The 26,088-nt window shown below is 68.1% G+C and carries 29 protein-coding genes; 10 read left to right on the top strand and 19 right to left on the bottom strand.

Annotated features, from left to right (window positions below; genetic code table 11):
- Positions 1-17: 17 nt before the first annotated feature.
- Positions 18-824, bottom strand: a complete 807-nt coding sequence (minC, locus tag KME82_RS17000) for a septum site-determining protein MinC (protein WP_430538733.1) — start codon at positions 822-824, stop codon at positions 18-20.
- Positions 815-1,432 carry a GNAT family N-acetyltransferase gene (locus tag KME82_RS16995; RefSeq protein ID WP_215495098.1) on the bottom strand — a complete coding sequence of 206 codons (618 nt, stop codon included), beginning with the start codon at positions 1,430-1,432 and terminating at the stop codon, positions 815-817. Before KME82_RS16995 ends, minC begins: the two co-directional genes overlap by 10 nt.
- Positions 1,433-1,573: 141 nt before the next feature.
- Between KME82_RS16995 and KME82_RS16990 the strand changes: the two genes are divergently transcribed.
- From KME82_RS16990 to KME82_RS16980, 3 genes are all read left to right on the top strand, one after another.
- Positions 1,574-2,776 carry a sensor histidine kinase gene (locus tag KME82_RS16990; RefSeq protein ID WP_036109347.1) on the top strand — a complete coding sequence of 401 codons (1,203 nt, stop codon included), beginning with the start codon at positions 1,574-1,576 and terminating at the stop codon, positions 2,774-2,776.
- Positions 2,773-3,426: a response regulator gene (locus KME82_RS16985; RefSeq protein ID WP_215495097.1), complete on the top strand. Its 654-nt coding sequence runs from the start codon at positions 2,773-2,775 to the stop codon at positions 3,424-3,426. The genes KME82_RS16990 and KME82_RS16985 overlap by 4 nt, the downstream gene beginning before the upstream one ends.
- 359 nt (positions 3,427-3,785) lie before the next feature.
- The gene (locus KME82_RS16980) at positions 3,786-4,877 is read left to right on the top strand and encodes an SRPBCC family protein (protein ID WP_215495096.1); all 1,092 of its coding nucleotides are present in this window, start codon (positions 3,786-3,788) and stop codon (positions 4,875-4,877) included.
- Here the strand turns inward: KME82_RS16980 and KME82_RS16975 are convergent.
- The gene (locus KME82_RS16975; protein WP_215495095.1) at positions 4,775-5,302 is read right to left on the bottom strand and encodes a hypothetical protein; all 528 of its coding nucleotides are present in this window, start codon (positions 5,300-5,302) and stop codon (positions 4,775-4,777) included. The genes KME82_RS16980 and KME82_RS16975 overlap by 103 nt on opposite strands.
- Between KME82_RS16975 and KME82_RS16970 the strand changes: the two genes are divergently transcribed.
- Both KME82_RS16970 and KME82_RS16965 read left to right on the top strand, forming a co-directional pair.
- The gene (locus KME82_RS16970; protein WP_215495094.1) at positions 5,301-5,702 is read left to right on the top strand and encodes a DUF423 domain-containing protein; all 402 of its coding nucleotides are present in this window, start codon (positions 5,301-5,303) and stop codon (positions 5,700-5,702) included. The two genes, KME82_RS16975 and KME82_RS16970, sit on opposite strands and share 2 nt — an antisense overlap.
- Positions 5,703-5,704: 2 nt before the next feature.
- Complete coding sequence (locus KME82_RS16965; RefSeq protein ID WP_215495093.1) at positions 5,705-6,403, top strand: DNA-3-methyladenine glycosylase family protein; 699 nt, start codon at positions 5,705-5,707, stop codon at positions 6,401-6,403.
- 623 nt (positions 6,404-7,026) lie between these two features.
- On the opposite strand, the gene KME82_RS16960 is transcribed toward KME82_RS16965, so the two are convergent.
- The 8 genes from KME82_RS16960 to KME82_RS16925 all read right to left on the bottom strand — a co-directional run bounded on the left by KME82_RS16960 (position 7,027) and on the right by KME82_RS16925 (position 12,069).
- Positions 7,027-7,731, bottom strand: coding sequence for a class I SAM-dependent methyltransferase (locus tag KME82_RS16960; RefSeq protein WP_215495092.1), 705 nt, complete (start codon positions 7,729-7,731; stop codon positions 7,027-7,029).
- 3 nt (positions 7,732-7,734) lie between these two features.
- Positions 7,735-8,130 (bottom strand): hypothetical protein, encoded by a 396-nt coding sequence (locus tag KME82_RS16955; RefSeq protein WP_215495091.1) that lies wholly within the window; start codon positions 8,128-8,130, stop codon positions 7,735-7,737.
- 242 nt (positions 8,131-8,372) lie between these two features.
- On the bottom strand, positions 8,373-9,176 hold the full coding sequence (locus tag KME82_RS16950) for a M15 family metallopeptidase (protein ID WP_215495090.1): 804 nt from the start codon (positions 9,174-9,176) through the stop codon (positions 8,373-8,375).
- A gap of 86 nt (positions 9,177-9,262) precedes the next feature.
- Positions 9,263-9,439, bottom strand: a complete 177-nt coding sequence (locus tag KME82_RS16945; protein ID WP_215495089.1) for a hypothetical protein — start codon at positions 9,437-9,439, stop codon at positions 9,263-9,265.
- The gene (locus tag KME82_RS16940; protein WP_036109329.1) at positions 9,436-9,618 is read right to left on the bottom strand and encodes a hypothetical protein; all 183 of its coding nucleotides are present in this window, start codon (positions 9,616-9,618) and stop codon (positions 9,436-9,438) included. The genes KME82_RS16945 and KME82_RS16940 overlap by 4 nt, the downstream gene beginning before the upstream one ends.
- A complete protein-coding gene (locus tag KME82_RS16935; protein ID WP_057922120.1) occupies positions 9,615-10,016 on the bottom strand; it encodes a hypothetical protein in 402 nt (133 codons plus the stop codon). Before KME82_RS16935 ends, KME82_RS16940 begins: the two co-directional genes overlap by 4 nt.
- Positions 10,017-10,025: 9 nt before the next feature.
- Positions 10,026-10,892, bottom strand: a complete 867-nt coding sequence (locus KME82_RS16930; RefSeq protein ID WP_215495088.1) for an SPFH domain-containing protein — start codon at positions 10,890-10,892, stop codon at positions 10,026-10,028.
- A gap of 289 nt (positions 10,893-11,181) precedes the next feature.
- Complete coding sequence (locus KME82_RS16925; protein WP_215495087.1) at positions 11,182-12,069, bottom strand: hypothetical protein; 888 nt, start codon at positions 12,067-12,069, stop codon at positions 11,182-11,184.
- 227 nt (positions 12,070-12,296) lie between these two features.
- Between KME82_RS16925 and purT the strand changes: the two genes are divergently transcribed.
- The 3 genes from purT (at position 12,297) to KME82_RS16910 (ending at position 14,581) form a co-directional block, all read left to right on the top strand.
- On the top strand, positions 12,297-13,496 hold the full coding sequence (gene purT, locus KME82_RS16920) for a formate-dependent phosphoribosylglycinamide formyltransferase (protein ID WP_215495086.1): 1,200 nt from the start codon (positions 12,297-12,299) through the stop codon (positions 13,494-13,496).
- Positions 13,497-13,593: 97 nt separating this feature from the next.
- Positions 13,594-14,049, top strand: coding sequence for a hypothetical protein (locus KME82_RS16915; RefSeq protein WP_215495085.1), 456 nt, complete (start codon positions 13,594-13,596; stop codon positions 14,047-14,049).
- Positions 14,050-14,209: 160 nt separating this feature from the next.
- The gene (locus tag KME82_RS16910; protein WP_215495084.1) at positions 14,210-14,581 is read left to right on the top strand and encodes an ADP-ribosylation/crystallin J1; all 372 of its coding nucleotides are present in this window, start codon (positions 14,210-14,212) and stop codon (positions 14,579-14,581) included.
- Positions 14,582-14,802: 221 nt separating this feature from the next.
- Here KME82_RS16910 and KME82_RS16905 read toward each other — a convergent pair whose 3' ends face one another.
- The 6 genes from KME82_RS16905 to KME82_RS16880 form a co-directional block, all read right to left on the bottom strand.
- Positions 14,803-15,162 carry an SMI1/KNR4 family protein gene (locus KME82_RS16905; RefSeq protein ID WP_215495083.1) on the bottom strand — a complete coding sequence of 120 codons (360 nt, stop codon included), beginning with the start codon at positions 15,160-15,162 and terminating at the stop codon, positions 14,803-14,805.
- Entirely contained in the window at positions 15,149-16,000 is an 852-nt protein-coding gene (locus KME82_RS16900; protein ID WP_215495082.1) for an ATP-grasp domain-containing protein, read from the bottom strand. The genes KME82_RS16905 and KME82_RS16900 overlap by 14 nt, the downstream gene beginning before the upstream one ends.
- A gap of 144 nt (positions 16,001-16,144) precedes the next feature.
- On the bottom strand, positions 16,145-16,690 hold the full coding sequence (locus tag KME82_RS16895) for a hypothetical protein (protein ID WP_215495081.1): 546 nt from the start codon (positions 16,688-16,690) through the stop codon (positions 16,145-16,147).
- A gap of 287 nt (positions 16,691-16,977) precedes the next feature.
- A complete protein-coding gene (locus KME82_RS16890; RefSeq protein WP_215495080.1) occupies positions 16,978-18,204 on the bottom strand; it encodes an endonuclease/exonuclease/phosphatase family protein in 1,227 nt (408 codons plus the stop codon).
- 276 nt (positions 18,205-18,480) lie between these two features.
- On the bottom strand, positions 18,481-18,918 hold the full coding sequence (locus tag KME82_RS16885) for a hypothetical protein (RefSeq protein ID WP_215495079.1): 438 nt from the start codon (positions 18,916-18,918) through the stop codon (positions 18,481-18,483).
- A gap of 124 nt (positions 18,919-19,042) precedes the next feature.
- The gene (locus KME82_RS16880; RefSeq protein WP_036109306.1) at positions 19,043-19,786 is read right to left on the bottom strand and encodes an arginyltransferase; all 744 of its coding nucleotides are present in this window, start codon (positions 19,784-19,786) and stop codon (positions 19,043-19,045) included.
- 181 nt (positions 19,787-19,967) lie between these two features.
- Between KME82_RS16880 and KME82_RS16875 the strand changes: the two genes are divergently transcribed.
- Both KME82_RS16875 and KME82_RS16870 read left to right on the top strand, forming a co-directional pair.
- Positions 19,968-20,600: an EF-hand domain-containing protein gene (locus tag KME82_RS16875; RefSeq protein ID WP_215495078.1), complete on the top strand. Its 633-nt coding sequence runs from the start codon at positions 19,968-19,970 to the stop codon at positions 20,598-20,600.
- 498 nt (positions 20,601-21,098) lie between these two features.
- Positions 21,099-23,417, top strand: a complete 2,319-nt coding sequence (locus KME82_RS16870; protein WP_215495077.1) for a prealbumin-like fold domain-containing protein — start codon at positions 21,099-21,101, stop codon at positions 23,415-23,417.
- Between the two features lie 106 nt (positions 23,418-23,523).
- Here KME82_RS16870 and KME82_RS16865 read toward each other — a convergent pair whose 3' ends face one another.
- Together KME82_RS16865 and KME82_RS16860 are read right to left on the bottom strand one after the other, a co-directional pair.
- Positions 23,524-24,819: an RNA polymerase sigma factor gene (locus KME82_RS16865; RefSeq protein ID WP_215495076.1), complete on the bottom strand. Its 1,296-nt coding sequence runs from the start codon at positions 24,817-24,819 to the stop codon at positions 23,524-23,526.
- A 417-nt stretch (positions 24,820-25,236) separates the two neighbouring features.
- Positions 25,237-26,088 (bottom strand): hypothetical protein, encoded by an 852-nt coding sequence (locus KME82_RS16860; RefSeq protein ID WP_215495075.1) that lies wholly within the window; start codon positions 26,086-26,088, stop codon positions 25,237-25,239.

Below are 26,088 nucleotides of genomic sequence, written 5' to 3'. Positions count from 1 at the left end.
CCTCCAATGGTGCGGCGTCAATCCAGCGCCGCAATTTTGATTTGTTCGTCTTCCAGCCAGATCTGCACGGCCTTGCCGCGCAGTTCCTTCGGGATGTCTTCGAGCACCTTGTAATGGCCCGCGATCGCGACCAGCTCGGCATGAAACTCGCGGCAGAAGATGCGGGCCTTGGTATTGCCTTGCGCGCCGGCCAGCGCGCGTCCGCGCAACGGGCCGTAGATGTGCACCGAGCCATCGGCGATGACTTCGGCGCCGGCGCCGACCGTGGTCAGCACGGTCAGGTCGCGGTTGTCGGCGTAAATCTGTTGGCCCGAGCGGACCGGGGCGGACTGGATCAGTCCGACCGAAGTGGACGCAGCCGCGCTCGCCGCGGAAATCCCGGGGCGCGAGGTTCTGGCCGGTTCGGCGGCCGCAGGCGCCGGCGCCGGTTCGCGCTTGGGCGCGGCCGCCGCGACCGGCTCGGCCCCGCCCTCGGCTTTTTCGTAGGAGGCGCGAAACTTGGCCAGCAGCGGCAAGCCCAGCGCCTGCGCTAGGCGATCGGTCTCGCTGGTGCCGTAGGCCAGCGCCACCGGCAGCACGCCGGCGGCGCGCAGGCCATCGAGCAAGGCTTGCGCGGTGACCGCGTCCGGGGTCTGGCTCAGGCCGCCGAAGTCGATCACCACCGCGGCGCGGCCGAACATGTTCGGCGCGCGCTGCACGCGGCTGCGCATTTCTTCGGTCAGGCGTTCGACGTCGAGGGTGCGGATGCGCAGGTTGGCGATGCCGACTTGGCCGATCTTGAGTTCGCCGGCCTGTTCGTAGTCCACGGCTACGCTCACGGGCACGTCCCGGTCGGCCGCTGCGCGGCCTGGTCGCGCACGCGCTGCACCGGCACCCGCGGACGGGTCAGCCAGCTGGCTTCGGGCAGGGCGTCGCCGTAGGTTTCGCGCACCCAGGCGTAGCTGCACAGCGGCTTCATCAGCATCGCCGCGCGGACCCCGGCTTCTTCCATCACGTGCTGGCCGACCTCGCGGAAACCGAAGCTGCCATGGAACAGCAGCGCCGGATCGTTGCCGCCTTCGAGGAACACCTCGCAGGCCAGCTGCGGATAGCGCAGCTCGGCGTAGCTCTGGGCGTCGGCATAGAACGCGCGGCCGACACCGCCACCGCGGCGCCGGCTGGCGACGACGATGCGGTCGATATAGAAGAAATCCGGATGACGATCGCGAAACCAGCGGAAATTGCTGCTGTCGTGATCGGTATTGGCGCCCATCCCAATCAAGAAACCGGCCAGGGTCCCGTCGCGCTCGGCGACGCGGAAATATTCGGCGCTGTCGAAGAAATGACGCAGACGGGCCGCATCCAGCGGCAGGATCGCGGGGCCGGCGGCGTTGTTGAGGGCAAGGACGGAATCCAGCTCGTGCTCACGCACGTCGCGGACGACGATCGACATTCCACGCTCCAAGTATTCAAAAACCGGCACGCGTTCCGTGCCGGCGTCCCGATTATCGCATGGCCGTCCGCCCGGGGCGAACGGCAAGTGCATGACTTCTGGACGGCTCGGCGGGACCGCCCATACCGTTAGCATGCATTCATGCTGGCTCGCCTCACTCCTACTCAACTCATGCGGTTCGCCGGGCTGTTCACCTGGGGCATGGCGGGGTGCTGGCTGGTGATCATGTGGCTGGAGCCGGAAGCGGCCGCCACCCTGCCCGGCGGCAGCGAGCACACCTTCTTCCTGCTGATCCTGCGCTGGGTCGCGATCCACCTGGCCTTCGGCGCGGTGTACTGGTGGGCCAGCCGCGGCCTGGGCCAGCGCCGGCCGGGGCCGACCGACTACGCCATGGTCCTGGTCCTGACCGCCTGCGCGATCGGGGTCGGCTACTACTCCAACAGCGGCATCGGCAGCATTTTGCTGATGGTCGTGGCCGGGCTGCTGCCGTGGCTGCTGCCGCTGCGGGTCGGCGCGGCCTGGCTGGTGCTGGGCAATCTGTCGATCATCCCGGTGTTCGTGATCGCCATCGGCCAGCCGCTGCTGGTCGCGATCGTGCAGTCGCTGGCCTATGCCGGCTTCTCCAGCCTGGTGTTCGTCAGCTCCCTGGTGGCGATGCAGCAGGCCCAGGCCCGCGAGGACCAGCGCCGGCTCAACGCCGAACTGCGCGCGACCCGCGCCCTGCTGGCCGAAAGCGCGCGGATCAACGAGCGCACCCGGATCTCGCGCGAACTGCACGATCTGCTCGGCCACCACCTGACCGCGCTGAGCCTGAACCTGGAGGTCGCCGGCCACCTGTCCGAAGGTCGGGTCAAGGAACACGTGCAGCAGGCGCATACTCTGGCCAGGCTGCTGCTCACCGACGTGCGCGAGGCGGTCAGCCAATTGCGCGAGAACGGCGCGATCGATCTGGCCCTGGCGCTGCGTCCGCTGGCCGAAAACGTACCGGCGCTGGACATCCGCATGGACATAGAAACGCCCCTGACCCTGGACGATCCCGAGCGCGCCCACGTGCTGCTGCGCTGCACCCAGGAGATCATCACCAACACCGTGCGCCATGCCGGCGCGCAGCACTTGTGGATCGACGTGCGCCGCAGCGGCGAACAGATCGTCATGAGCGCGCGCGACGACGGCCGCGGCGCCGATCACCTGATCGCCGGCAACGGCTTGCGCGGCATGCGCGAGCGGTTGCAGCAGTACGGCGGCCAACTTCTCATCGAAACCCGGGCCGAGGCGGGCTTTTGCCTGCAGCTGACACTCCCCGCCACCGCGGCCGCCATGGCCCGCGAAGGAGCGCTTGCATGATCCCCAACCCCATCCGCGTATTGCTGGTCGACGACCAGACCCTGGTCCGGCAGGGGGTGCGCTCGCTGCTCGCCCTGGCCGAGGGCATCGAGGTCGTGGCCGAGGCCGGCGACGGCCGCCACGCGGTCGAGATCATTCCGCAGATCCGCCCGGACGTGGTCCTGATGGACATGCGCATGCCGGTGATGTCCGGCCTGGAGGCCCTGCAGGCGCTGTCGCGCGCGGGCTACCTGCCGCCGACCATCATCCTGACCACCTTCGACGACGACCAACTGGTGCTGGCCGGGCTCAAGGCCGGCGCCAAGGGCTATCTGCTCAAGGACGTGTCGCTGGCGCAGTTGGTCGGCGCGATCCAGGCGGTGGCCGACGGCGGTTCGCTGGTCCAGCCGGCGGTGACCCAGCGCCTGCTGTCGGGGCTGGAGCATATGCGCAACGACTTCGTCAGCCTGGACCGGCCCGACCCGCTGACCGAGCGCGAGACCGAGATCCTGCGGCTGATGGCCGGCGGCTTTTCCAACAAGGAAATCGCCAATTCGCTGGGCGTGGCGGAGGGGACGATCAAGAACCACGTGTCCAATATTCTCTCCAAGCTGGGCGTGCGCGACCGCACCCGCGCGGTGCTCAAGGCGTTCGAGCTGCAACTGGTCTGATCGAAGCGTTCCCGGCCCGGCGCGCCGCGCCGGGCGTTCGCGTCGGCGCTTCGGCCGCGCATCGAGCCGCGTACTGGCGCATTGTGGGCACCGATCGTGCCCGCGCCGCGCACTCGCGGCCCCCGCGGACTTGTCCGAATTTGCGCATCCGCATCCGCGCGGCCGCCGCGTACCGTGGCGAATGCGTTCGCCAGGCGGTGAAAAGCCGGTGATTTCCCGGCTTTTCGCGACGCGATGGTCCAAGTGGGCGATCCGGCGAATTTTCTTCGCTGTGACGGCTGTCCTAGCCGGGATTTATCTTGCTACGATTGTGGGTCTGCGCCCCCGGCCCGATCCGGGCCCGGCCCTGGAGAACCTGAATGACCCGTCTGATCGAGATTCTGATTTCACTGGCGATCGTCGCCGTGCTGTTCCTGGTAGTCGGCATCGCACTGCCGTCGAGCCGCCATCTGTCGCACTCGGTTGAGACCAACCGCAAGCTGACCATCGTGTTCGACACCTTGAACAGCATGCGCCGCTTCAAGGATTGGAACCCGCTGGCTCTGCGCGATCCGAACATGGAGCTCAAGCTTGTCGGCAAGGAAGAGGGCGTCGGCGCCCGCCTGGAGTATTCGTCCAAGGAACGCGGCCTGGGCAACGGCAGCTGGGAAATCGTCAAGAGCGAGCCGGGCAAGCTGGTCGGCTACAAGATCACCAGCGTCGAGCGCGGCGACAACAAGCGCTCGGAGTTCACCCTCAAGCCGACCGGCAAGAACAACCGCAACGTCGAGATCACCCAGACCTACGACGTCGACTACGGTTGGGACCTGCTGGGCCGCTACTCGGGCCTGTACGTGAGCAGCAACGTCGGCGAAGACGTCAAGATGGGCCTGGCGCGACTGAGCAACCTGCTCGCGACGGTGCCGAACTACGACTATTCCAAGCTGTCGGAATCCGATCCGGCCGGCGCGCCGAAGATCGTCGACCGTCCGGCCGAGAACGTGCTCAGCGTGACCGCCGCGGTCGAGCGCGACAACGACAAGATCAAGGGCCAGATCCACTCCAATATGGAATGGATCAAGAAGGTCATCGCCGCCAACGGTCTCGAGGCGGTCGGTCCGGTCCGCATCGTGACCAACGAATTCGGCGCCGAGACCTACTCGTTCGACGTGGTCCAGCAGGTGCGCAAGATCGGCGACACCAGCACCGAAGCGACCAAGCTCGACGTCAAGATCGACGGCCCGGGCAACCCGGTCAAGGCCGAGTTGCTGGCGCCGACCAAGGTCGTCGTCTCCTCCAGCAGCGGCCACAACTTCGCCGCGCTGCCGCCGGTGCGCGACGCGGTCCGCGCCTGGGCGCTGACCCGCGGCTACACCACCACGGATCGTCCGTACGAAGCGTGGAAGGCCGGCATCGACGAAAGCTTCGATCCGGCGCTGGGCAAGTTCGACGTGTACTGGCCGGTCAAGTAAGCCGCGCCATATCGCGACGCCGCCGAGGCGGTGTCGCGGACGAAGACGCGCCGCGGTTTTCCGCGGCGCGTTTTTTTTTGCGCGCGCGAAACCGCCGGCTGACGGGTGCGTTTCGGATCGTGGTCGTGAGCCATGCGTGCCGCCGGATGCGCGCAGGCGCGAGCGTCGCCTGCGGCGCAGACGATGCAGGCGCCCGGATCGCGATCGATGCGGCGCAGCGCCCGAAACCGCGGGCCGACGGGTAGGTTTCGAATCGTGCTCGTGTGCCATGTGTGCCGCGAGATGCGCGCAGGCGCGAGCGTCGCCTGCGGCGCAGCCGATGCAGGCGCCCGGATCGCGCGATCGATGCGCCGCAGACGATGCGGCGCAGATCGCAGCCCGCTGCTATCGTGGCGTTCCGCGAATCCCATGGTTTTCACACGCATGAACCTTCCCGCGCACGACGCCCGCGATGGGCGAGCCGCGTTGTTCCCATTGCCGTTTTCGTCGCGATTGTTGGCCGCCGCCGGGGCCTTGCTGGCCGCGCTCGCGGTTGCCTTGTCGGCCTACGCCGCGCATGTGGCCGATCCGGCCGGGCAGTCGCGCCTGCAGACCGCGGCGATGTACGCCTTCGGTCACGGCATCGCGCTCGCCGCGCTGGCGCCGTTGGCGCGCCGCGCCCTGGGCCGCTACGCGTTGATCGCGGTGCTGATCGGCACGCTGGTGTTCGCCGGCGGCCTGGCCTGCGCGTATTTTCTGGGCAGCTCGACCCGGCTGCTGCCCTATGGCGGCAGTCTGATGATCTTGGCGTGGCTGGTCTACGCCATCGATGCCCTGAGGCGCTGAGCATGCCGCGCCAGGTTCGTGGCTACGACGCGCAGGCCGCCTACGCGCATCTGAGCAAGCGCGACCGCAGGCTCGGCGCGTGGATGAAGAAGGTCGACGCGCTCGAAGGCGGGCCGATCCCGACCGATCCGCGCTGGCGCAAATCCTTCGATCCGGTCGATGCGCTCGCGCGCGCGATCTTGTTCCAGCAGCTCAGCGGCAAGGCCGCCTCGACCATCGTCGGCCGGGTCGAAACCGCGATCGGCGCGAGCCGATTGCATTACGACACCCTGGGCCGCTGCGACGATGCGACCCTGCGCGGCTGCGGCGTGTCGGGCAACAAGCTGCTGGCGCTGCGTGATCTGGCCGCGCGCGAATCGCGCGGCGAGATTCCCGATCTGCGGCGCATGGGTAGCATGGACAATGACGCGATCATCGCCGCGCTGGTGCCGATCCGCGGCATCGGCCGCTGGACGGTGGAGATGATGCTGATGTTCCGGCTCGGCCGCCCCGACATCCTGCCGGTCGACGACCTCGGCATCCGCAAGGGCGCGCAGCGGGTCGACACGCTCGATGCGATGCCGGCACCGAAGGCGTTGGCCGAACTCGGCGAGCGCTGGGGGCCGTATCGCAGCTATGCCAGCTTGTATTTATGGCGGATCGCTGATTATGCCGAAGGACCGAACGTCGCCAAGGTCAAGACGAATCGTTCGCAGGATTGACGGATCGCCTGTCGAAGCAGCTTTTGCAGGAGTTGGGTGGTGTGCGAGCGGGGTGATCTGAGCGAACAGCGTCGGGGCTGAAGCCCCTCCCACAAAAAAAACTCGCCGCCATGAAGTCTCCTGCACAAGAGATTTTTTGTTTGGGCGATCGCTCGCGAGAAAGACTTTTTGGTTGTGCGGTTTTTTTTTAGGTGTGCGAGTGGGGCGATCTGGGCGAACAGCGCCGGGACTGAAGCCCCTCCCACAAAAAACCTCGCGGCTGCGATGCCTTTTTCAAAAAAACTGCATAACCAAAAAGTCTTTCTCGCAAGCGACTACATGAGCAAAAAATCTCTTGTGCAAGAGACTTCATGGCGGCGAGGTTTCTTGTGGGAGGGGCTTCAGCCCCGACGCTTTTGTTTCAGGTGGCCGCGTAATCTTGATGCCTGAGACGGGCGGCAGCGAAGTCTCTTGCGGGAGAGGCGTGTGGGTTGTGAAGTGTTCTCGTAGAAAAACACATCGCAGCTTCGAGGTCTCCTTGGGAAAGGCTTCAGTCCCGATGCTTTGGTCTCAGATAACAGCGCAACCGCGATGCATGAGACAGGTTGCAAGGCATTGAGCGCATCCGAATCGCAAGCGCCCGCCTAACCCGCCTCCGCGATCAGCATCAACGAAACCGGCCGCCCGCTCACCGGATGCACCGGCTCAGCCAATTCGCGCAATCGCAGGCCGCTGCGTTCGAGCAACGCGACCCAGCCGCCGATGGTGCGGAAATACCACGGCGCCGGTTCGCCGAAGGCCGCGTCGCAGCCGGCCCAGCTGCCGTCGCGCCAGCCGTCGAGGTAGGGCGCTTCGCCGCAGGCTTGCGGCGGATGCAGGGTCTGGATCAGCACATGGCCGCGCGGGTTCAACAAGGCCGGCATCGCGCCCAGCAAGCCAGCCACGCTGTCGTCGCCGAGCAGGGAGAAGTTGCAGATCGCCAGGTCGTAGCGTGCGCACAGGGCGCCTTCGGCGATGGCCTCGTAACTCAGGCAGTCGTAACGCGGCTGCACTGCATGGGCGTCGCCCTGCAGCCGGCGCGCGGCGTCGATCAAGTCGGGTATCGCATCGACGCCATGCACCTCGATGCCGTGCAGGCACAACGCGCGGCTCAGCCAGCCTTCGCCGCAGCCCAGGTCGAGCACGCTGCGCGGCGCCAGCCGCAACGCGGCGTCGACGACGGCGCGGTCGGTGACCAGGCGCCGGCTTTCGATCGCCTGCGCGCGCACGGTCTGGGTCCAGGGCGCGGCGTTCTCGCGCCAGGCTTCGAGCACGCGTGCATCGCTGTGACGGGGAGATGCGTGGGCCATGGCTCAGGCTCCGGCGGCGGTGGGGGCGCGGCGGCGCGAGGTCGAGTAGGCCAGCCACAGCAGGCTGGCCAGCGCCAGCACCGCGATGGACCCGGGCAGGTAAAGCACGAACCAGCCGATCGAGGTGTCGACCTTGCCGTAGGTCCAGATCGTGAATGTCGCGAACAAGCCGTCGGCCAGGATCAGGAACGCCAGCGTGGTGGTGCGGCGCACGCTGGCGAGCAGGCAGGTCAGCGCGATCAAGGCCTGCGGCAGGCCGATGTAGAAGAAATTCATCGCGCCGGTGTACAGCGACTGCGACAGGCCATGGCCGTCGGCGATCCACGACTGGCCGAAGAAATACAGGAACGGCAGCGCGAACAGCAGGGCGGCGAGCGGCCAGAACCGGAGGGGGCTCATGCGACGTTCCTTGAGCGGATCGGATTGCGATTGGATTCGACGACCCCGCCTGGTCCCGCGGCGGTACGCATGCGATGCGTACCGTTTTGTAGCCAGTGGTGCCACAACGTTGGCTGAGTGACGGGCTGCGGCACATGGAGCCCAGGCTTCGCCGCGCTGGGTTGCCGATTCACCGATCGGTCCGGCCGCGTCGACGCACTCAGGCCGGCATCGCACCGTGGATCGCGCTCAGGCCGGCGCGCTCATGCCGGCGTGTAGCGCCAGTGCCAGGGTTCGTAGACGATCCCGTGCGGATTGCCGCGCGGATAACTCATCGCATAGCCGTAGCCGCCGGCGCGCTCGCGCAGCCAGGCGAAGGCCGCGGTGTGTTCGAACGATTCTTCCGCCGGCGGCTCGCCCGGCGTGCCGATGTCCAGCGCCAGACCGCTGTGGTGTTCGCTGTAGCCCGGCGCGGCGTTGACGGTGAGGATCTCCTCGACGCCCAGGCCGCGCGCGAGTTTGCGTTCGAAGATGCCCAGTTGGTAATCGTGGCTGCGGTAGCCGGAGATCGCGTCGAGCACGATGCCGTCGCGTTGCGCGGCCTGTCGCAGGTGGGTCCAGGCGCGCGCGGCGGCCGGGTGCAGCCACAGCGGGCGGCGGAAGCGGTCGATGCCGGCCAGCGCCAGCCGGTCGGGTTCGGCGATCAACGTCAGGCCGGTGCGTTGTTCGTAGGCGGCGCCGTCCAGGCCGAGCGCGTCGAGCCGGTGTTCGATCCGGTCCAGTGGCAGCGCATGCACGCGGACCAGGCCTTCGCGGCGGTATTCGACGATGCTGTCCAGGGCGTCGAGCGCGGCGTCGATGCCGTCCTCGCGCATCAGTCGGTGGACCAGCGGCAGCAGCCCCTCGGGCAGGTCGGCGGCGAGGAAACGGCCGTCGCGCTTGCGCCGCAGCACGTGTCGCGCGCGCGCCAGGGCGCGGGCGTCGTGGTTGCTGCGCGCGCGCAGCAGGCCGCCCGGCCACAGTTCGATCTCGGGCGTGTTGATCAGGACAGTGCCGGGGCCGCGCATGGGCTCAGGTTAACGGCTGCGGCCGCGGCGTGCCACGGTGCCGGTCGCAAGCCGGGCTGGCGAGCCGCCGGCGGCGCGCGCGCGGTTCATGCCGGCTGCTTGAAATACAGGCGGGTGCCGAGAATGCCCGGGTCGTGTTCGACCGCGACCAGTTCCCAGCCCTGTTCGCCGCGCTGATCGAGTTCGCGCTGGATGCGTTCGCGCATCGGCGCCTCGAATAACTGGTAGGTGAATTCGGTGACGTGGTGCTTCCATTGGCTCATGCGTCGTCCTCGGGCGTCGGGGTGTCCTGGCGCGGCAGCCGGCCGCTCTTGCGCAGCGCGTCGCGCAGGACATATTCGATCTGCGCGTTGAGCGAGCGCAACTCGTCGTCGGCCCAGCGCTGCGCGGCGGCGAGCACTTCGGCGTTGATGCGCAGCGGGTAGGCTTTCTTCTCGCTCACCGGCGGCCGGTCCGCTCGTCGCGCGATCCGTTCGCCGTGTCGTTGCGCCGTGCGTCGCGGTCGCGGTAATCGCGCCGCGCCTTGGCCACCGCCAGCATCAGCGCCACCACCAGGCCGTTGACGGCGATCAGCAGGGCCACGGTGACGCCGGTGGTGCGGCTGTCGTTGCCGGCCGCCCAGTAATACCCCGGCGCGGCCAGCAGGATCGCGATGGCGATCAGCGCGAGCAGGCGTGACAGCCGCGCCGCGGTCGCGGCCGGGTCGCGCAGGCGCGAGGCATCGAGCCCGTTGACCAGGTGCAGGTTGCCGCGCGCGACCAGGACCGCGGCGACCAGGGTCGGCACCGCGCTGATCAGCATGATCGCCGGCAACATCAAGGCGTGGGTGGTCGTGCTCATGGGCGGGCCTCAGTACAAGGTGCCGGCGTTGACGATCGGCTGGGTGCTGCGGTCGCCGCACAGCACCACCAGCAGGTTGCTGACCATCTGCGCCTTGCGCTCCTCGTCAAGCTGCACCACGCCGTTCTTCTGCAATTCGGCCAGGGCCATCTCGACCATGCCGACCGCGCCGGAGACGATGCGGGTGCGCGCGGCGATCACCGCGTTGGCCTGCTGGCGCTGCAGCATGGCATGGGCGATTTCCGGCGCGTAGGCCAGGTGGCTGATGCGCGCGTCGACCACGTGGATGCCGGCGTCGGCCAGACGTTCCTGCAACTCGTCGCGCAGGTGCACGGAAATCTCGGCGGCGTGGCTGCGCAGCGACAGCTGGCCGTCCTCGTGCTGGTCGTAGGGATAACTGGTGGCCATCGCGCGCAGTGCCGACTCGGTCTGGATGTGGACGAAGGTTTCGTAATCGTCGACGTTGTAGACCGCTTCGGCCGAATCGACCACTTGCCACACGATCACCGAGGCGATCTCGATCGGGCTGCCGTCGAGTTCGTTGACCTTGAGCCGGCCGCTTTCGAAATTGCGGATGCGCTGGCTGACCTTGCGCTTGGCGAACAGCGGGTTGTTCCAGCGCAGGCCGTTTTCCTTGACCGTGCCGACGTAGCGGCCGAACAGGCTCAGCACCGCGGCCTGGTTGGGTTCGACCATGTACAGGCCCATCAGGCAGAACGCGGCGATCGCGCCGATCAGCGCGCAGACCACCATGGCGACGAAGTGGCCGGGATCGGCGATTCCGGTGGCGAAGCCGTAGGCGCACACGAGCAGGATCAGCAGCAGGCCGATCAGGACCGGGATGCCGGACAGGGAGTGGGTCGGGTTTTCTTTCATGGCGGCGGCTCGGTCGGTGTCTGCGATATTGATATCAGATTGATATCAAGTCTGGACGGCCGTTCGTCGGGCGGTGCGTCGGGCGAGGTGGCACGCCCGGTCTGGCTTGCGCGGTAGTCTGCAACTCCGCGGTCGCGGCTTGCGCCGCTCCTACATGGTCTACCTGTAGGAGCGGCGCGAGCCGCGACCACGTCCATTCACCTGCCGGCGCAAACCGCCGTCAGCCATGCTCCACCCGATTCCCGATTCCCGATTCCCGATTCCCGACTCCCAATCGCGAATCCCGCCCTTACGGCGTAATCCGATACAAAGGCGCCGGAATGAACTCCCCCGTCGCATACAGGCTACGGCCATCGGCCGACCAGCCCAGCGCCTCGGCCTGCGGCAACCACGGCAGGTCGCTGACCCGCGGCGTGCCGGCGACCGCTTCGGCCCAGGTCTGTTTCGGCTGGCGCGGGTACTGCAACAGATAGCGGTACGTCATCACCGCCAGGGTCGCGCCGTCGGGCGAGATATCGGCCGCGGTGACCTGGCCCTGCAACTTCGCCCGGCCCGGATTGGATTTGCGCAGCGCCGCGTCGGCCTGCGGGATGCCGGCCAGTTCGCCGAGCCGGGTCGCGGTCTGCAACGCATTGCCGGCCGGCATCAGAGGCAGTGCGAACAGCTCCGGCGGCTGGCGCTTTTTCGAAATCAGCAGCACCTGCTGGCGCGCCACGTCGACCGCCACCGCCTCGCAGTCGCGCGCGCCGTCGGGCCAGCGGAACGCGATCGACCAGGCCGGCTTGAGCCGCGCGTTCTCGATCTTGTCCGGCTCCTCGATCACATGCAGTTGCAGGCTGCGGCGTAGGCCGCCGTTGTCGCCGGTGTCGGCGATCAGCAGGTAGGAGCGGCCGTCGAGTTCGAACGCAGCCATGTCCTCCCAATCGGTCTTGGTCACGCCCTCGATCCGCAGCGTGGCCAGGCGGTCGCCGTTGGTCGCGACCGCGAACAGACGCTCGGGGTTGCCGCCGTCGTCGTGCATCCACAGCACGCCCGGATGCCGGCGCGAGGCGGCCAGGCCGCTGATCTCCGACAGCTGCGGGTCGAGCATCATCCCGGCCAGTTCGCTGCTGCCGTGTTCGGGCGGCGTGTGCGAACCCGAACACGCGCCCAGCGCGGCCGCGCCGAGCAGGCCCATGAGCCATGCCAGCCGGCGCCGAACGCCGCCCGGCGCGGTGGCGGCGCGGGCGGTCTGCGGGGCATCCGGCGATGCGGGAGCGACGGCGCGCACTGCGGGCCGAGGACGGGCAAAGGGCATGGCCACAGCATCGCACGGGCGATGCGTGCCGCCATAGTCCGCGAACGCGGCCCCGGCGCGGAAAGTTAGACTAGGCTCATCCCTCCCCATGCTTCGAGATTTCGCCCATGACCACGCTCGGTACGCCGCTGTCCCCGCACGCCTTTCGCGTGCTTCTGCTCGGTTCGGGCGAGCTGGGCAAGGAGGTGGCGATCGAGCTGCAGCGCTTCGGGGTGGAGGTGATCGCCGCCGATCGCTACGCCGACGCGCCGGCGATGCAGGTCGCCCATCGCAGCCACGTGCTGGACATGCTCGACGGCCAGGCCGTCCGCGCCTTGATCGCGGCCGAGCGGCCGCACCTGATCGTGCCGGAAATCGAGGCGATCCACACCGAAACCCTGGTCGAACTCGAGCGCGAATTCGCCGAACGTGGCACCGACACGCGCGTCATCCCGACCGCGCGCGCCGCGCGCCTGACCATGGACCGCGAAGGCATCCGCCGCCTCGCCGCCGAAACCCTGCAACTGCCGACTTCGCCGTACCGTTTCGTCGACACGCTCGAGGAGTACCGCGCCGCGGTCGCCGAACTCGGCCTGCCGTGCGTGATCAAGCCGGTGATGTCGTCCTCGGGCAAGGGCCAGAGCCTGGTGCGCGATGCGGGCGAGATCAACAAGGCCTGGAATTACGCCCAGACCGGCGGCCGCGCCGGCGCGGGCCGGGTCATCGTCGAAGGCTTCATCGATTTCGATTACGAGATCACCCTGCTGACCGTGCGCCATGCGGGCGGGGTGACCTACTGCGCGCCGATCGGCCACCTGCAGCGCGACGGCGATTACCGCGAAAGCTGGCAGCCGCAGCCGATGAACCCGGTCGCGCTGGCGCGCGCGCAGCAGATCGCGCGCACCATCACCGACGATCTGGGCGGTTACGGCGTGTTCGGCGTGGAACTGTTCGTCAAGGGCGACGAGGTGTGGTTCAGCGAAGTGTCGCCGCGGCCGCACGACACCGGCCTGGTCACCCTGATCTCGCAGGACCTGAGCGAATTCGCCCTGCATGCGCGCGCGATCCTCGGCCTGCCGATTCCGACCATCCGCGAACACGGCGCGTCGGCCTCGTGCGCGGTGCTCGCCCAGGGCGTCGGCGTGCCGGTGTTCTCCGGCGTCGACGCGGCGCTGGGTCAGGTCGACACGCAGTTGCGCTTGTTCGGCAAGCCGCGCGTGGAAGGTCAGCGCCGGGTCGCGGTGACTCTGGCCCTGGGCGCGGACATCGATCAGGCGCGCGCCAAGGCGCGCGAAGCGGCGGCGCAACTGCGGATCGAACTGCGCTGAGCGCGACGACGCGCCGCGAGCCTTCGTTCGCGGCGCGACACCGTCCGCCGCCGCGCGCGCCGGGCCACCGAGTACCGAAACTTCCAGGGAAGCGACGATGAACGACACGCAGGGCTACGCGGTATTTTTCTTCCCGCAGGCATTGGAGGTGCTGGGCGAGGCGATCCGGCCGTATCTGCTCGACGGGCCGGCCGGCGCGCACGTGCTGTGCAAGGAAATCGACACCGGCGGGGCGTTCACCGAAATGACTCTGGAAGGCCGCACCGCCGACGGACAATTCTTGTCGCTGGAACTGATGGTGCCCGGCAGCATGGTGCGCATGATCGTCTCGGCGCATGGCGAAGGCTCGTTCGGGTTCGGCGCCAGCCTGCCCAAGCCCGCGGCGAAGGCCGTGCCGGCGGCGGCGAAGCCGGCCGAACCGGTCGCGGCGCCGAGTGCCGCGCCGACTTCGGCACCGACACCGGCATCGGCACCCGCACCCGCGCCCGCGCCCGCGGTGCCCGATGCGCCCGCGACGGTGATTGCCGCGAGCCATCCGAACAAGCCCGAATAAGCAGCGTCGCGGCCCGACCGCCTGCGATCGTGCCGCTTCGCGGCAGCGAATCGTTGCGAGCGTTTGCGATGCAAACACGATAGATTTCGCCGCTTCGGGCCGGACGATGGAGTCGGCCCGCAACTCGCCGGCGCATCGGGCGCTGACACGGAGTCCTGCAATGAACACCTCGCGCAAGCCCGAAGACACCGTCACCTTGTACAGACCGGTCGGCCCGGAGGAATTGGCGAAACTGCGCGACAGCGCATTCAAGCGCTGGCCGCCGCGCCTGCCCGAGCAGCCGATCTTCTATCCGGTGACCAACGAGCAATACGCCGCCGAGATCGCCGAGCGCTGGAACATCAAGGACAGCGGCTACGGCGCGGTCACCCGCTTCCAGGTGCGCGCCGCGTTCATGGCCCGTTATCCGATCCAGAAAGTCGGCGGCGCGCATCACACCGAATGGTGGGTGCCGGCGGAGGAACTGGAGGATTTGAACGATCAGATCGTGGGCACGATCGAAGTGATCCGCGAGTTCCGTCGGCCTGAGTGAGGGGCCGCGATGTGCGTGCCTGGCTGGGCGGGCGGCGAAGCTGCGCAAGCTTCGTTGTCGCGGATCGTTCGACGCTGAGCGGATGTCGTCGCTTCGTTGGTCGGGGCTGAAGCTCCCTCCCACAAAAGACCTCGTTCGGCATGCAAACGCCCGACCCACGCGCGATCGCTGCCGCGTAATCTTTCGTGGGAGGGAGCTTCAGCCCCGACCGAGGACCGATGTCATCGCACGGCTCCATCGAGCCCGCATCCACCCGCGATCCACGACACCGGATCGTTGCCCACCGCAACGAAGTCGCCTTCGCTCATGCTGCCGTGGTCGACCACAAACACAGTGGCTGGGTTCAGCGCGGCGTGGATTACGATCGCGCGGCCGCCGCCGTCGTCGCCCACGCTCAGATAGCCCGGGCAATAGACCTGAGTTTCGTAGCATTCGTTGCGTTCGATCAGTTCGTCGGCGGCGTACAGCCGGATCGCGCCGATCTCGCCGCCGCCATGACGGGCGATCGCTTCGCGCAACTCCGCCGCGATCGGCGCGCCGAGCCAGCGTTCGATCGCTGACCACGGTTCAAGCGGGCGCATCGGCTTCGACCGCCGCGGCCGCATCAGGCGAGGCGGCGAAATGACGGGTCACCGCGGCGACGATCTTCTCGATGTCGTGCGCATAGAACCCCGATGAATTGAAGGTGTTGAATTCGATCACCTTGAGCCCGTCGTCGGTCTGGGCCACGTCCATCACGCAGGTGCGGTGCGGCAGCCAGCCGTCGGCCAGCGCCTGTGCCTGCTCGTACAGCTCCGGGCGCGCGACCGCGTTGGCCATGCGCTGGCCGGCGATGCGATACGACGAGCCGTCCACGACGGCGCCGTCGACGATGAAGTAACGCCACTCGGCGTGGATCTTCTGCGGCGGCGCCACGATCACCTCGGTGTCGCCGTCGAAGCTGAAGTTGCCCGAATCCACGCTGCTCATCCAGCGGCGGATTTCCCTGGCGACCGTGACCGTGCCGTCGAAATGCTTGAGGTCGTGCAGCGGGCGCACGAACCAGACGCTGTCGTCGGCTTCGTGCTCCATCGCCGCCATGCACTCGCGCACGCTCATCTGCCGCACGTGCTGGTTGAGCATGTCGTCGCGGTTGCGGTTCCAGCAGTCGACGCGGAAGGTGTCGGGATCGAAGCACAGCCCGCTCCAGCCGCGCTTGGTCGCCAGCCGGGTCAGTTTGGTCGCGCCGTAGGGAATCACCACGCCGTCGATGGGCGGCACGTGGTTGCCCAGTTCGTCGGAAACGAGTTCGTTGGAGAACGGAATGACCTGGATGTCCTGCACGCGCGCGCCGGCATCCTCGGCGGCGTTCCACACCCGGCGGATCTGTTCGTCGGCGATGAAATTGGTCTGGATGGCCCAGGTGACGGGAGTGCTCATGCGTTGGATCGTCGGTCGGTCGGTCGGTCGGGCGCGTGCGATGACGGTGGCGCCGATTCTATCGTCCGGATTTCATGCGCGGCGATGGCGGACGACGAGGCGCGGTGCCGCGGCGAAACGCGAGAACGCGAACGCCGACGGGTTTCAGCCGCGGGCGAAGATCAGCAGCTCACTGCTGGTGGCGATCACCAGGCTGCGGCCGGTGGCCGAGAAGCCGCAGGCGCGCACGGTCGAGTCCGAATGGATCTTGTGCAGCGACGCGGGCCGATCGTACAACTCGCCGAACAGGTGCGAGCCCGGTTCGGTCAGCACCAGTTCCTGCGCGGGCCAGTCCAGTTCGAGCCGGTGCAGCGCCCAGCCGTCCGCGGTGGAGGTGGGCAGTCCGCCGCCGGCGATGCCGGCGACGCGGATCGCGTGCCCCTGCAGGGGGCCGATGCCTTGCGCTTCCAGGTTGGCGTAGTCGTGTTCGTAGTCGCCGCGATCGCGCGCCACGCGCTGGCCGTCGAGGCAGTCGAACACGCCGCGCCCGCGGCTGGACACGACCAGCAGCAGATCGCCATCGCGGTCGAAGCCCACGCAGCTCAATCCGCCGACGGCGATGCGTGCGATCGCATTCCAGGGCGCGGGCGGCGGGGTCGTTGCCAGCGAACGGATGCGTTCGCGCAGTGTTTCAAGACGTGAAGTATTCAAGGTCGACATCGGTTGTGGCGGTGGAATCGGTGCTTGTCCGATCGCGACGACGCGCATCGGACCGGGCGCTTCATCGAATCGGGCGGCGGACGCGAAGCGCGGCGTCGGCGTGGGTTTCAGCGGGTGCGTTCTATCACTCGATCGGCGCGCGCGAATCAGGACAGCGATCGGGCTGACACAGCATGCCGCCGTCGCGGCCGAAATTCTGAGGCGTGTGCGTCCGGTTAATGTGATCTTCAGCACCGCGCTTCAGCTCGAAGCGCGCGTCCGGTCCGCTTGCGCAGTGTTCAATTGCTCAGATCGACCCACACCAGGTGATGGTCGCTGGCTTCGGAAATCTTCGCGTCCTCGCTGCCGGCCTTCGGCCAGAACACGCCGGTGTCGGCGACCTGCCAGCCGCGCGAGGGCAGCACGTAGTCCAGGCGCAGGGTGCCGGCCTTCGGGCCGAAATCGCCGGTGTGCTGGGCGACGTCGCCTTTGCGTGGGAAGCCGTAGAAGCGCGCGCGCTCGGCGGCGCCTTCGCTGTGCGGTATATGGCTCGCATCGACGCGCGGGTGGTCGAGCAATTGCCTGATCGAGCCCGGGACGCCGTCGCCGTCGATAGGGTCGGCGTTCATGTCGCCGACGATGACGAAGCGCGCATCGTTCGCCAGTCCGCCGCAGCGGCCCTGGTCGTCGCACAGCCACGCCGGCGTGCCGCCGTCGAGGTAACGCGCCCACAGCGCGATTTCATCGTGATTGCGCGCGCCGTTGCGATCCTCAGGGCCGTCGAACACCGGCGGGGTGGGATGCGCGGCGAGGAAATGCAGCACGCCCAGCGGCGTTTTCACCGGTACGTCCCAATGCGATTTCGACGACAGCCGCATCTGCGGCCACACGGTTTGCGAGTACCAGGCTTTGCCGGTGGCCGGATCGCGCGGCTGGCGCGCGCCGGGCAGGGCGCTCCACTTGAAGGTCTGGAAGCTGCGCACCGCGGCGGTGTCGATCGGATAACGCGACAGCACCAGCATGCCGTACTGGCCCGGATGCAGGCCGTAGCCCCAGGCGTCGTTGCCGCGTGCGCGGTCGGCGCGCTTTGCATCGCCCGATTGCCCGTCGCCGTCCAGGTCCAGCCCGCTCGGCACGCCGGTGTTGACCGGGGCGAGGTAGCGATAGGGATAGCGCAGGGCCTCGCCGCCGCCGGGCTGGGCGACTTCCAGGTACTTGCGCTGGAACAGGTCGGCCGCGCGGTGCTGCGGGTCGTAGTCGAATTCGTTGAGCAGGACCAGGTCGGGACGCACGCGCTGCAGCACCGCGGCGATCTTGCGCGCGTTGCCGTCGTCGTTTTGCAGGCGCGCGATCAGGCCGCCGTCGGCGTCGTCGTACAGCGAGGTGTTGTAGGTCGCCACGCGCAATTGCGCGGTCTCGCTCTGGGCCTTGACCCAGGCCTTGGGATCGCCGTGGACGTTCACTTGCGTGCAGCCCGCGAGCAGGGCCGCGAGCAGCGCGGCGGCGTAGGGAAGGGGTCTGGACATGGGCGCATGATGGCACGGCGCGATTCGGGCTTTAGTGACAGTTTCGGGCGGTTACATGGGCGAGTTGTCGGGGGCGTTCGCGGCGGGCTGAGACAACAGCGTCGGGGATGAATCCCCTCCCACAAAAAACCTCGTGGCGACGAAATTCATTGTGGGAGGGGATTCATCCCCGACGCCTTTCGTTCCGATCTCGATCGATACCCGATCGCGCAAGCGGCTCCACAAACAACAACGCCCCGGCAAGCCGGGGCGTCGCGTCAAACCCGAAGGTTCGAATTACAGGGTGCAGCCGAACGAAGCGTACTGGGCCTTGCTCTGATCCAGCGCCATCTTGCAGGCGTTGGCCAGCGCTTGCTTGCCCTGCGGCGTGGCGGCGGCCTGGGCCCAGGCATTGCGGCTCTGGTCCAGACCGGTCTGGAACGCGGCGCGCTGGGCTTCGGGCACCTTGTCGGTCAGGCAGGCGCTGACCTTGGCCAGGTAGTCGTCGCACTCGGCAACGCCGACGCTGGCGGCGGCCGGGGCCGCAGCCGGAGCGGCAGCCGGGTCCATCGGAGCGGCGGGCGCGGCTTCCGGAGCCGGGGTGGCGGCCGGATCGGCGGCCGGCGCGGCAGCCGCGTCGGCGGCCGGGGCGTCGGCGGGCTTGTCGGCGGGCTTGTTACAGGCGGCCAGGCTCAGGGTGATCGCGGCAGCCAGGAACAGGGTGTTCAATTTCATTGCGGAAACTCCATGTGGCGTTGAGTGATGAGGGTGGCGGCTCCATGCCAGGCCTGAGCGGCGCCTTCCCGCATGTCGTGACTACGACGCGGCTACGAAATACACGACCCGCACGCACAGAGTGTTACGAATGTGTAAAAACCCGCCAATCGCGACCATCGAATGCCTCCAACGGTCGAAATCGGCGTTTGTAGTCCATCTTCGGATGGCCGGCGATCCAGTAACCCAAGTACAGATGGCCGCGCCGTTCGCGCTTGGCCCATTCGATCTGGCGCAGGATCGCCAGCGTGCCCAGGCTGCGATCGGCGAGGTCGGGATCGTAGAAGGTGTAGACCGCCGACAGTGCGTTGTCGACCACGTCGGTGACCGCGACCGCGAGCAGCTTGCCGTGGCCGCGCGGCGCCGGTTCGCGCAGCTCCAGGAAGCGGTTCTCGCTCCAGCTGCCGATCAGGAACTGGTCGAACTCGAGCGCGCCGTGGCCGTCCATGCCGCCGCCGGCATGGCGCGAGGCGAGGTAGCGCTTGTACAGCGCCAGTTGCTCCTCGTCGCGTTCGGCCGGGCGCACCCGCATTTCCACCGCGGCATTGCGCGCCAGGCAGCGGCGCTGGCTGCGATCGGGCACGAAGCGGTCGACCGGGATGCGCACCGCGACGCAGGCGCGGCAGCCGCTGCAATGCGGGCGGTAGACGATGTCGCCGGAGCGGCGGAAGCCCCAGCCCAGCGCGTGCGGATACCACTCGCGCAGGCGCGGATCGCGCGGGTCCAGGACCAGGTCGCGGGCGGTCCGCTCGGGCCAATAGCCGCACGCGTGCTCGCCGGTGTGGAACAGGCGCAGATCGTCGCTGTCAGGCTGAGGTTGCGTGCCCATGGGCGCAGCATAGCGCCGCGTTCGCCCGATGCGCAGGCCGGCGTCGGAGTTTTGCGTGCTCGCCGCCGATCGGCCGGCTGTCGCGCCGATGAATATCCGCGCCGGCGTGTCAACCGCCTTGCGGCGGGGACGTTGATCCGCTCATCGGCGCCACGGTGGCGCCTGCCGCAGGAGTCAACGCATGACCCGTTCCCCCCTCTATGTCGCCGCGCTTGCCGCGGCCATGCTCGCCGGCGCGGCCATCGCAGCGCCCCAGGACAACGCCGCCGCGCCGCAGCGCCAGCGGATCAAGCTCGACGCCAACAACGACGGGGTGATCACCCGTGAGGAAGCGTCCAAGCTGCCGCGACTGGCCGAGAATTTCGACAAGCTCGACAAGAACCACGACGGCAAGCTCGATGCGAGCGAACGTCCGCAGCGTCGCGGTGGCCGCGAACACGGCGGCGGGCGTGGCGGCCATGGCGGCCCGGCCGCGCTCGACACCGACGGCGATGGCCGAATCAGCCAAGCCGAAGCGGCGAAGTCGCCGCGCCTGGGCGAGAAGTTCGCGCAGATCGATCGCAACCACGACGGCTACATCGTGCGCAGCGAGTTGCGTGGTTACTTCGAAAGCGAACGGCCCAAGCGCGAAGCCGAACGCGCCAAGCGCTTCGACGAGAAGTTCGCCGCGGCCGATCTCAATCACGACGGCAAGCTCAGCAAGATCGAAGTCGACGAAAAGATGCCGCGCCTGGCCAAGAGCTTCGCGTTTCTCGACGAGGACCGCGACGGCTTCCTGACCAAGGCCGATCTCAAGCCCGCGCCGCATCGCTGAGGCGAGCGTCCGCCTTGCCGCATCGGAGTCGCGGTCCGATTCCGATGCGGCGCCTGGCTGCCGGCGACGCCGCGTGGTTCCAGCGCAATGATCGGGATCTGTCGCGCCGCATCTCGATGCCGGCCCGGCGCCTTGGTGCGTCGCGTGGCGCGATTCGCGCCTGACCGCGAGAGTCGGGCAAACGTGCAGGCAAAGTTTGAGCAATTTTTGTGGTTGTTTTGATCCGCTTCGTGTGTTTTGGCGTCGAATGAATTGGACGCGTTTTGCGCAGTCGCGGTTTTGCTCCGGATGGATCATCCGCATAAAACCAGGCTTTTTTAGCGATAGCGTGGTTTTTTAGTGTATTTAAAGCGCGAGCTTTCAACACAAATTGCGCGCAAAAATTTTATTTTCGATAAGGCCGCGCGCAGCCTTCTGTTTTCGAATCTTTGGGATTAGAAGTAGTGCCACGGCATCCGGAAATCGAGATGCCGAGACGTCGCATAGGGGAGCGATGCTATGGCGCTGCGGCACCTGTTCAATGCCCTGTTCAATGCCCTGTTCAATGCAATGTCGCCAGGCGTCCGCGCTCGGACGAAGGGGCGCCGCCGTCTGGCGATCGCGACCGTGACGATCGCCGCGACGATGCTCGCGCCGGCCGCGCAGGCCGATCGTGCGTTCGCGCCGCGCTACCAGAACCCGGCCGTCAACGGCGACATCACCGGCATCGGCAACATCAACCTGCATTGCGGCGGCAACGTCGCGCTGTGCGCGCAGGCGCAGAGCGGCAGCATCACCGTGGTCAATCAGGACCCGGCCATCGCCATGGTCTATGTCGATGTCGACAGCGACGCGACCACGTTCAACTCCAGCAGCGCCAATCTCGCGCTGCCCGCGGGGTCGACGGTGTTGTTCGCCGGCCTGTACTGGAGCGGCATCAGCGCCTCGCTCACGCGCAACAGCGTGCGTCTGCGCACGCCCGGGGCCGCGGCGTACACCGCGCTCAACGCCGACGAACTGTTGACCAACGTCTCCGGCGCGTTCGGCGATGCCGCGTATCAGGGGTTCGACGACGTCACCGCGCTGGTCAAGGCCGCGGGCAACGGCACCTACACCGTGGCCAACGTGCAGACCACCCAGCGCGGGCTCGGTTCGCCGGGCAGCACCTGGGCCGGCTGGGCGCTGGTGATCGCCTACCGCGATCCGGCCCAGACCGCGACCCGCAACCTCAACATCTACGACGGCCTGCTCAGCGCCAGCGACGCGGCCTTGCCGGTGGACATCGCCTTCAGCGGCTTCGTGACCCCGGCCACCGGGCCGGTCAATACCACCCTCGGGCTGCTGGGCTGGGACGGCGACGATACCGTCGACGGCGCGGTCGGACTGCAGTACGGACGCAACGCGGCCACGCTCAGCAACGTGTCCAACGCGGCCAATCCGGTCAACAACTTCTGGAACAGTTCGATTACCCGCAACGGCGTCAACGTCGGCACGCGCGCGCCGAACTATCTCGACACCCTGGGCATGGACCTGGATTTCACCCCGCCCAACGTGCCCTTGCCCAACAGCGCGAACTCGGCCTTGATCCGCGCCCGCGGCAGCATCGACGAGGTGTTGATCTTCGGCATGATCAGCCGCGCCACCGACGTATCGCGGCCCAATCTCAAGGACCGGCTGCTCAAGGGTTCGGCCGATCTCAACGGCGGCGGTCTGTTGCCGGGCGAATTGCTCGAATTCACCATCGGCAGCACCAACACCGGCAGCGATGCCTCGTTGCAGACCGTGCTGACCGACGCGATCCCGGCCAACACGACCTACGAGCCGGGCAGCCTGGTCATCGTCAGCGGCGCCAATGCCGGCGCGCAGAGCGATGCGGCCTCAGACGACCAGGCCGAATTCGATGCCGGCAACAATCGCGTGGTGTTCCGCCTGGGCACCGGCGCGACCGCCGGCGCCGGCGGCACGATCGCGCCCGGGGAGAGTTTCTCCTTGCGTTTTCGCGTGCGGGTCAACGCCGGCGTGGCGTCCGGTACGGTGATCAACAACAGCGCCAGCGTGGCCCATCGCGCCGCGACCCTCGGCGAGAACCTGCTCGATGTCACCGACGCCGATGCCGCCGCACCCGGCGATCAGCCGACCCGCAACGTGGTCGCGGCCCTACCGCTGATCGTGCTCAACAAGACCAGCCTGCGCGGCGTCGGCAGCTTCGCCTTCGCCTTGACCAACACCGTGCAGGCCGCCGGCAACGTCACCACGGCGACCGCGGGCACCGCGACCCAGGTCGACGGCGACGTCAATGCCGCCGGGCTGCAGGCGTACACGGTCGCCGCGGCCGGTAGCGAGGTGACCATCGCCGAGACCGGCCTGCCGGCCGGCTATGCGCTGACGTCCGCGGAGTGCCGCAATGCCGCCAACACCGTGGTCGGCGCACTCGCGGGCACGGTCTACACCCTCCCAGGCGCCAGCGTGGCCGCCGACGAGGTGCTGACCTGCACCTTCATCAACACCCGCAACCAGGTGGCGCTGTCGATCCTCAAGAGCGACGCGAGCGCGACCTACACCCCGGGCGGCAGCGCCGTGTACACCATCACCGTGCGCAACGACGGACCCGACGCGGTCGCCGGCGCGCTGGTCGAGGACCTGCTGCCCAACGGCGCGACGCTCGCCGCCGCCTGGACCTGCGCGATCGGCGCAGGCACCGGCGCGTGCAATCCGGCCAGCGGCGGCGCGGCCGGCGGCGCCGCGGTCAATCTGAGCGTGGATCTGGACAACGGCGCGACCGCGACGATCACCGTGCCGGTGAACTTCGCCGCCGAGCCGGAGGCGTATGTGCCATGAGCGCGTGGATCGTGCTCGATCGGGGCGATGAGGTTCGCGCGGGGGCGCAGCGAAGCCGCGGCGGCGCACGGGAGGGCGCCGCCGCGGCGTTCGCCATCGGCCGCGCTCAGCCGAAACGGCCTTCGCGGTACAGCACGAACACCACCGAGGCGAGCATCAGCAGCGAACTCCAGGCCATTGCCTGCGGCCCCAGCACCCAGCGATAGATCGGGCTGTGCCTGGGGTCGCGGCCGGTGTCGCGCTGCATCCGCGCCATCGACGGCGCCAGCGCGCGCGGCAGCACGATCAGCCATTGCCACAGGCTCACTGCGATCACCGCCACGGTCACGCCGAGCGGCACGACCCAGCCGCGGCTGAGTTCCAGGGTGATCATCGTGATCACCGCCAGCAGCGCGCCGGTGACGCTGATCAGCGTGACCAGCCGACCGATCTCGCGCCGCTCCTGCGGCGTGGCGGCGAAACCGAGCAGATAGCGCGCGATCAGCACCGTTGCGATCAAGCCGCCGATGAAGCCGCCGATCAGGCCGGCCATCGTGTGCGAATTGATCGTCGTCATCCGCACGGCGATCGAGGCGGCGTCCAGCGGCGCGCCGGTCACCGCTTCGGACACCGGCGACAGCACCCGTTCGACCACGAACACCACCACGCTGCCGACCACGCCGCCGGAGGTGCCGGCGGTGCCGAGCCCGCCCACGCCGAACTTGCCGGCCAGGCCCGAGCCGATCGAACCGGCCGCGATCGCCGCGGTGGTGGTGCCGGCCGGCGCGATCACGCCCAGCGCGCTGGCCACCAGGGTGGTGAAACCGACCGTGGGCGCGCTGGCCTGGGCGAACACCGCGAAGCGATCGAGCAATTCGCCGCGCACCGTGCTGCGCGCGCGCGACAGGCGCTTGCGCACCGCCGCGTCGCTCAGGCCGAGCAGGGCGGCGACCTGCTGCGAGCTTTGGCCTTCGCGGTAATACAGCAGCAGGACTTCGCGGCTTTCGTCGGGCAGGGCCGAGATCAGTTCGGCCGCGACCTGGGCGCGCTCGGCTTGGATCAGGCGCTCGACCGCGCTGGGTTCGGGATCGGCCGCGGCGGCGATGGCGGCGTCGAAGTCGTCGCTGCCGCGCGGCAGGCGCTGGCGCGTGCGCAGGTGGTCGTGGGCGAGGTTGCGGGTGATCTGGCGCAGCCACGGCAGGAAGCTGGACGGGTTCTGCAGCTTGCGGATGTTCTGCCAGGCGTTGAGGAACGCCTCCTGGGCGATGTCCTCGCTGGCGTGGACGTCGCGCACCATCGCCAGGGCGATGGCGGTGATCGAGTTCTGACAGGCGCCGACGATGCGCGAATACGCGGCGGTATCGCCGCGCGAGGCCGCCGGCAGATCGTGGTCGATCAGGGAATGCAGGGCTTCGGCGTTCATCGGACTGTGTTCCCGCGGGTGATCGGGGTACACGCGGCGAGGGTGCGGCGATGGATCATCTGGCGTCTCCGGTCGGCGGCGGCATCGCGCGATGCCTGGCGACTATGACGGTGGCCGGCGGAGGATGTGACCACGGGTCGCGACAGAGCATCGACCCCGCAAGCCGCCCGACTCCCATGCAACCACGAGGTCTTTTGTAGGAAGGGGGCAGCCCCCGGCGCTTTTCGCTCAAGTCGCGAGCGTCTATCGCTTCGGATCGAACAGCATCGGGGCTGAAGCCCCTCCCACAAAAACCTTCGGGGCTTTCGCAGTTGCTGATGGAGGCGATGCTGAAAATCGGGTCGCAGGCCTCAAGCTCAAGCCGACTATCGACTATCGACTATCGACTATCGACTACCGGTTTCCGTACCCCAGACCTCAGCCCATCGCGCGCACAGTCTTGACCGTCTTGACCACCGTCCAGTTGCCGTCGACCAGCTTGACCTCCAGCGTCTTGTAGACCGCCTGCGAGCGACTGAAATACGCCGAATACTCGACCGTGCCCGCGCTCGCCGAAGTCGGCCGGAACGCATGCACCTGGATCAGTTCGGCCGGCGCGCCGTCGAGCGCGTGGCTGCCCTGGTCCTCGTCGGCCACTTCCACGCACTGGCTCGCCGGCAACAGGCGCAGGTTCGAACGCGCGAGCGCGGTCAGCAGTTTGCGCGAGGCGTCGCTGCGGTCCACGCGCAGGCATTGGGTCGGTTGATCGGCCTCGGCCAACTGCTGCTTGAACACCGCCGCGGCCAGCCCGGCCGGTATCGCCGCGACGCTGCCGTCGAAGGCGTGCGTCTGCAACGCGACCATCGCCGGATCGACCGCCGGCGCGGCCACCGGGCGATTGCGCAGGTTGTGGAACATCGCCAGGCCCAGCACCACCGCGATGCACAGCAGCAGGCCGATCTTGATCCGGAACGCGCGCTTCTGCCCCGGCGTGCGGGTCTGGTCGATGCGCGACTGGAAACGGAACGGCGCGTGGTGCGCTTCCTCGGCGCGGGTGCTGTCGATCAGCCCGGCTTCGCGCAGCAGGTCGCGCGCGCGCAGCTGATCGCTCGACTGCACCACCCACACCGCCGGACGTTCCTTGGGCTGTTCGGCGTAACTGAAACTCGAACGCCGGTTGCCTTTGTAGGAACGGTCGTTGGTGACCCGCACCTCGATCCCGGCATCGCGCAACAACTGCGCCACGCCTTCGACGTTTTCCAATCGCGGACTGCTGAAGACCTGCCTCAT

Origin of the sequence: Lysobacter capsici, assembly GCF_018732085.1 — a bacterium.
GTDB classification, from domain to species: domain Bacteria; phylum Pseudomonadota; class Gammaproteobacteria; order Xanthomonadales; family Xanthomonadaceae; genus Lysobacter; species Lysobacter capsici_A.
This window is presented reverse-complemented; position numbering and strand designations above follow the sequence as displayed.

Excerpts from the sequence above, each read along its gene's own strand:
- KME82_RS16995 (WP_215495098.1), bottom strand. The coding sequence starts at position 1,432 with ATGTCGATCGTCGTCCGCGACGTGCGTGAGCACGAGCTGGATTCCGTC.
- KME82_RS16990 (WP_036109347.1), top strand. The coding sequence starts at position 1,574 with ATGCTGGCTCGCCTCACTCCTACTCAACTCATGCGGTTCGCCGGGCTG.
- KME82_RS16985 (WP_215495097.1), top strand. The coding sequence starts at position 2,773 with ATGATCCCCAACCCCATCCGCGTATTGCTGGTCGACGACCAGACCCTG.
- KME82_RS16980 (WP_215495096.1), top strand. The coding sequence starts at position 3,786 with ATGACCCGTCTGATCGAGATTCTGATTTCACTGGCGATCGTCGCCGTG.
- KME82_RS16970 (WP_215495094.1), top strand. The coding sequence starts at position 5,301 with ATGAACCTTCCCGCGCACGACGCCCGCGATGGGCGAGCCGCGTTGTTC.
- KME82_RS16975 (WP_215495095.1), bottom strand. The coding sequence starts at position 5,302 with ATGCGTGTGAAAACCATGGGATTCGCGGAACGCCACGATAGCAGCGGG.
- KME82_RS16965 (WP_215495093.1), top strand. The coding sequence starts at position 5,705 with ATGCCGCGCCAGGTTCGTGGCTACGACGCGCAGGCCGCCTACGCGCAT.
- KME82_RS16960 (WP_215495092.1), bottom strand. The coding sequence starts at position 7,731 with ATGGCCCACGCATCTCCCCGTCACAGCGATGCACGCGTGCTCGAAGCC.
- KME82_RS16955 (WP_215495091.1), bottom strand. The coding sequence starts at position 8,130 with ATGAGCCCCCTCCGGTTCTGGCCGCTCGCCGCCCTGCTGTTCGCGCTG.
- KME82_RS16950 (WP_215495090.1), bottom strand. The coding sequence starts at position 9,176 with ATGCGCGGCCCCGGCACTGTCCTGATCAACACGCCCGAGATCGAACTG.
- KME82_RS16945 (WP_215495089.1), bottom strand. The coding sequence starts at position 9,439 with ATGAGCCAATGGAAGCACCACGTCACCGAATTCACCTACCAGTTATTC.
- KME82_RS16935 (WP_057922120.1), bottom strand. The coding sequence starts at position 10,016 with ATGAGCACGACCACCCACGCCTTGATGTTGCCGGCGATCATGCTGATC.
- KME82_RS16930 (WP_215495088.1), bottom strand. The coding sequence starts at position 10,892 with ATGAAAGAAAACCCGACCCACTCCCTGTCCGGCATCCCGGTCCTGATC.
- KME82_RS16925 (WP_215495087.1), bottom strand. The coding sequence starts at position 12,069 with ATGGGCCTGCTCGGCGCGGCCGCGCTGGGCGCGTGTTCGGGTTCGCAC.
- purT (WP_215495086.1), top strand. The coding sequence starts at position 12,297 with ATGACCACGCTCGGTACGCCGCTGTCCCCGCACGCCTTTCGCGTGCTT.
- KME82_RS16915 (WP_215495085.1), top strand. The coding sequence starts at position 13,594 with ATGAACGACACGCAGGGCTACGCGGTATTTTTCTTCCCGCAGGCATTG.
- KME82_RS16910 (WP_215495084.1), top strand. The coding sequence starts at position 14,210 with ATGAACACCTCGCGCAAGCCCGAAGACACCGTCACCTTGTACAGACCG.
- KME82_RS16905 (WP_215495083.1), bottom strand. The coding sequence starts at position 15,162 with ATGCGCCCGCTTGAACCGTGGTCAGCGATCGAACGCTGGCTCGGCGCG.
- KME82_RS16900 (WP_215495082.1), bottom strand. The coding sequence starts at position 16,000 with ATGAGCACTCCCGTCACCTGGGCCATCCAGACCAATTTCATCGCCGAC.
- KME82_RS16890 (WP_215495080.1), bottom strand. The coding sequence starts at position 18,204 with ATGTCCAGACCCCTTCCCTACGCCGCCGCGCTGCTCGCGGCCCTGCTC.
- KME82_RS16885 (WP_215495079.1), bottom strand. The coding sequence starts at position 18,918 with ATGAAATTGAACACCCTGTTCCTGGCTGCCGCGATCACCCTGAGCCTG.
- KME82_RS16880 (WP_036109306.1), bottom strand. The coding sequence starts at position 19,786 with ATGGGCACGCAACCTCAGCCTGACAGCGACGATCTGCGCCTGTTCCAC.
- KME82_RS16875 (WP_215495078.1), top strand. The coding sequence starts at position 19,968 with ATGACCCGTTCCCCCCTCTATGTCGCCGCGCTTGCCGCGGCCATGCTC.
- KME82_RS16870 (WP_215495077.1), top strand. The coding sequence starts at position 21,099 with ATGGCGCTGCGGCACCTGTTCAATGCCCTGTTCAATGCCCTGTTCAAT.
- KME82_RS16865 (WP_215495076.1), bottom strand. The coding sequence starts at position 24,819 with ATGAACGCCGAAGCCCTGCATTCCCTGATCGACCACGATCTGCCGGCG.
- KME82_RS16860 (WP_215495075.1), bottom strand. The coding sequence starts at position 26,088 with ATGAGGCAGGTCTTCAGCAGTCCGCGATTGGAAAACGTCGAAGGCGTG.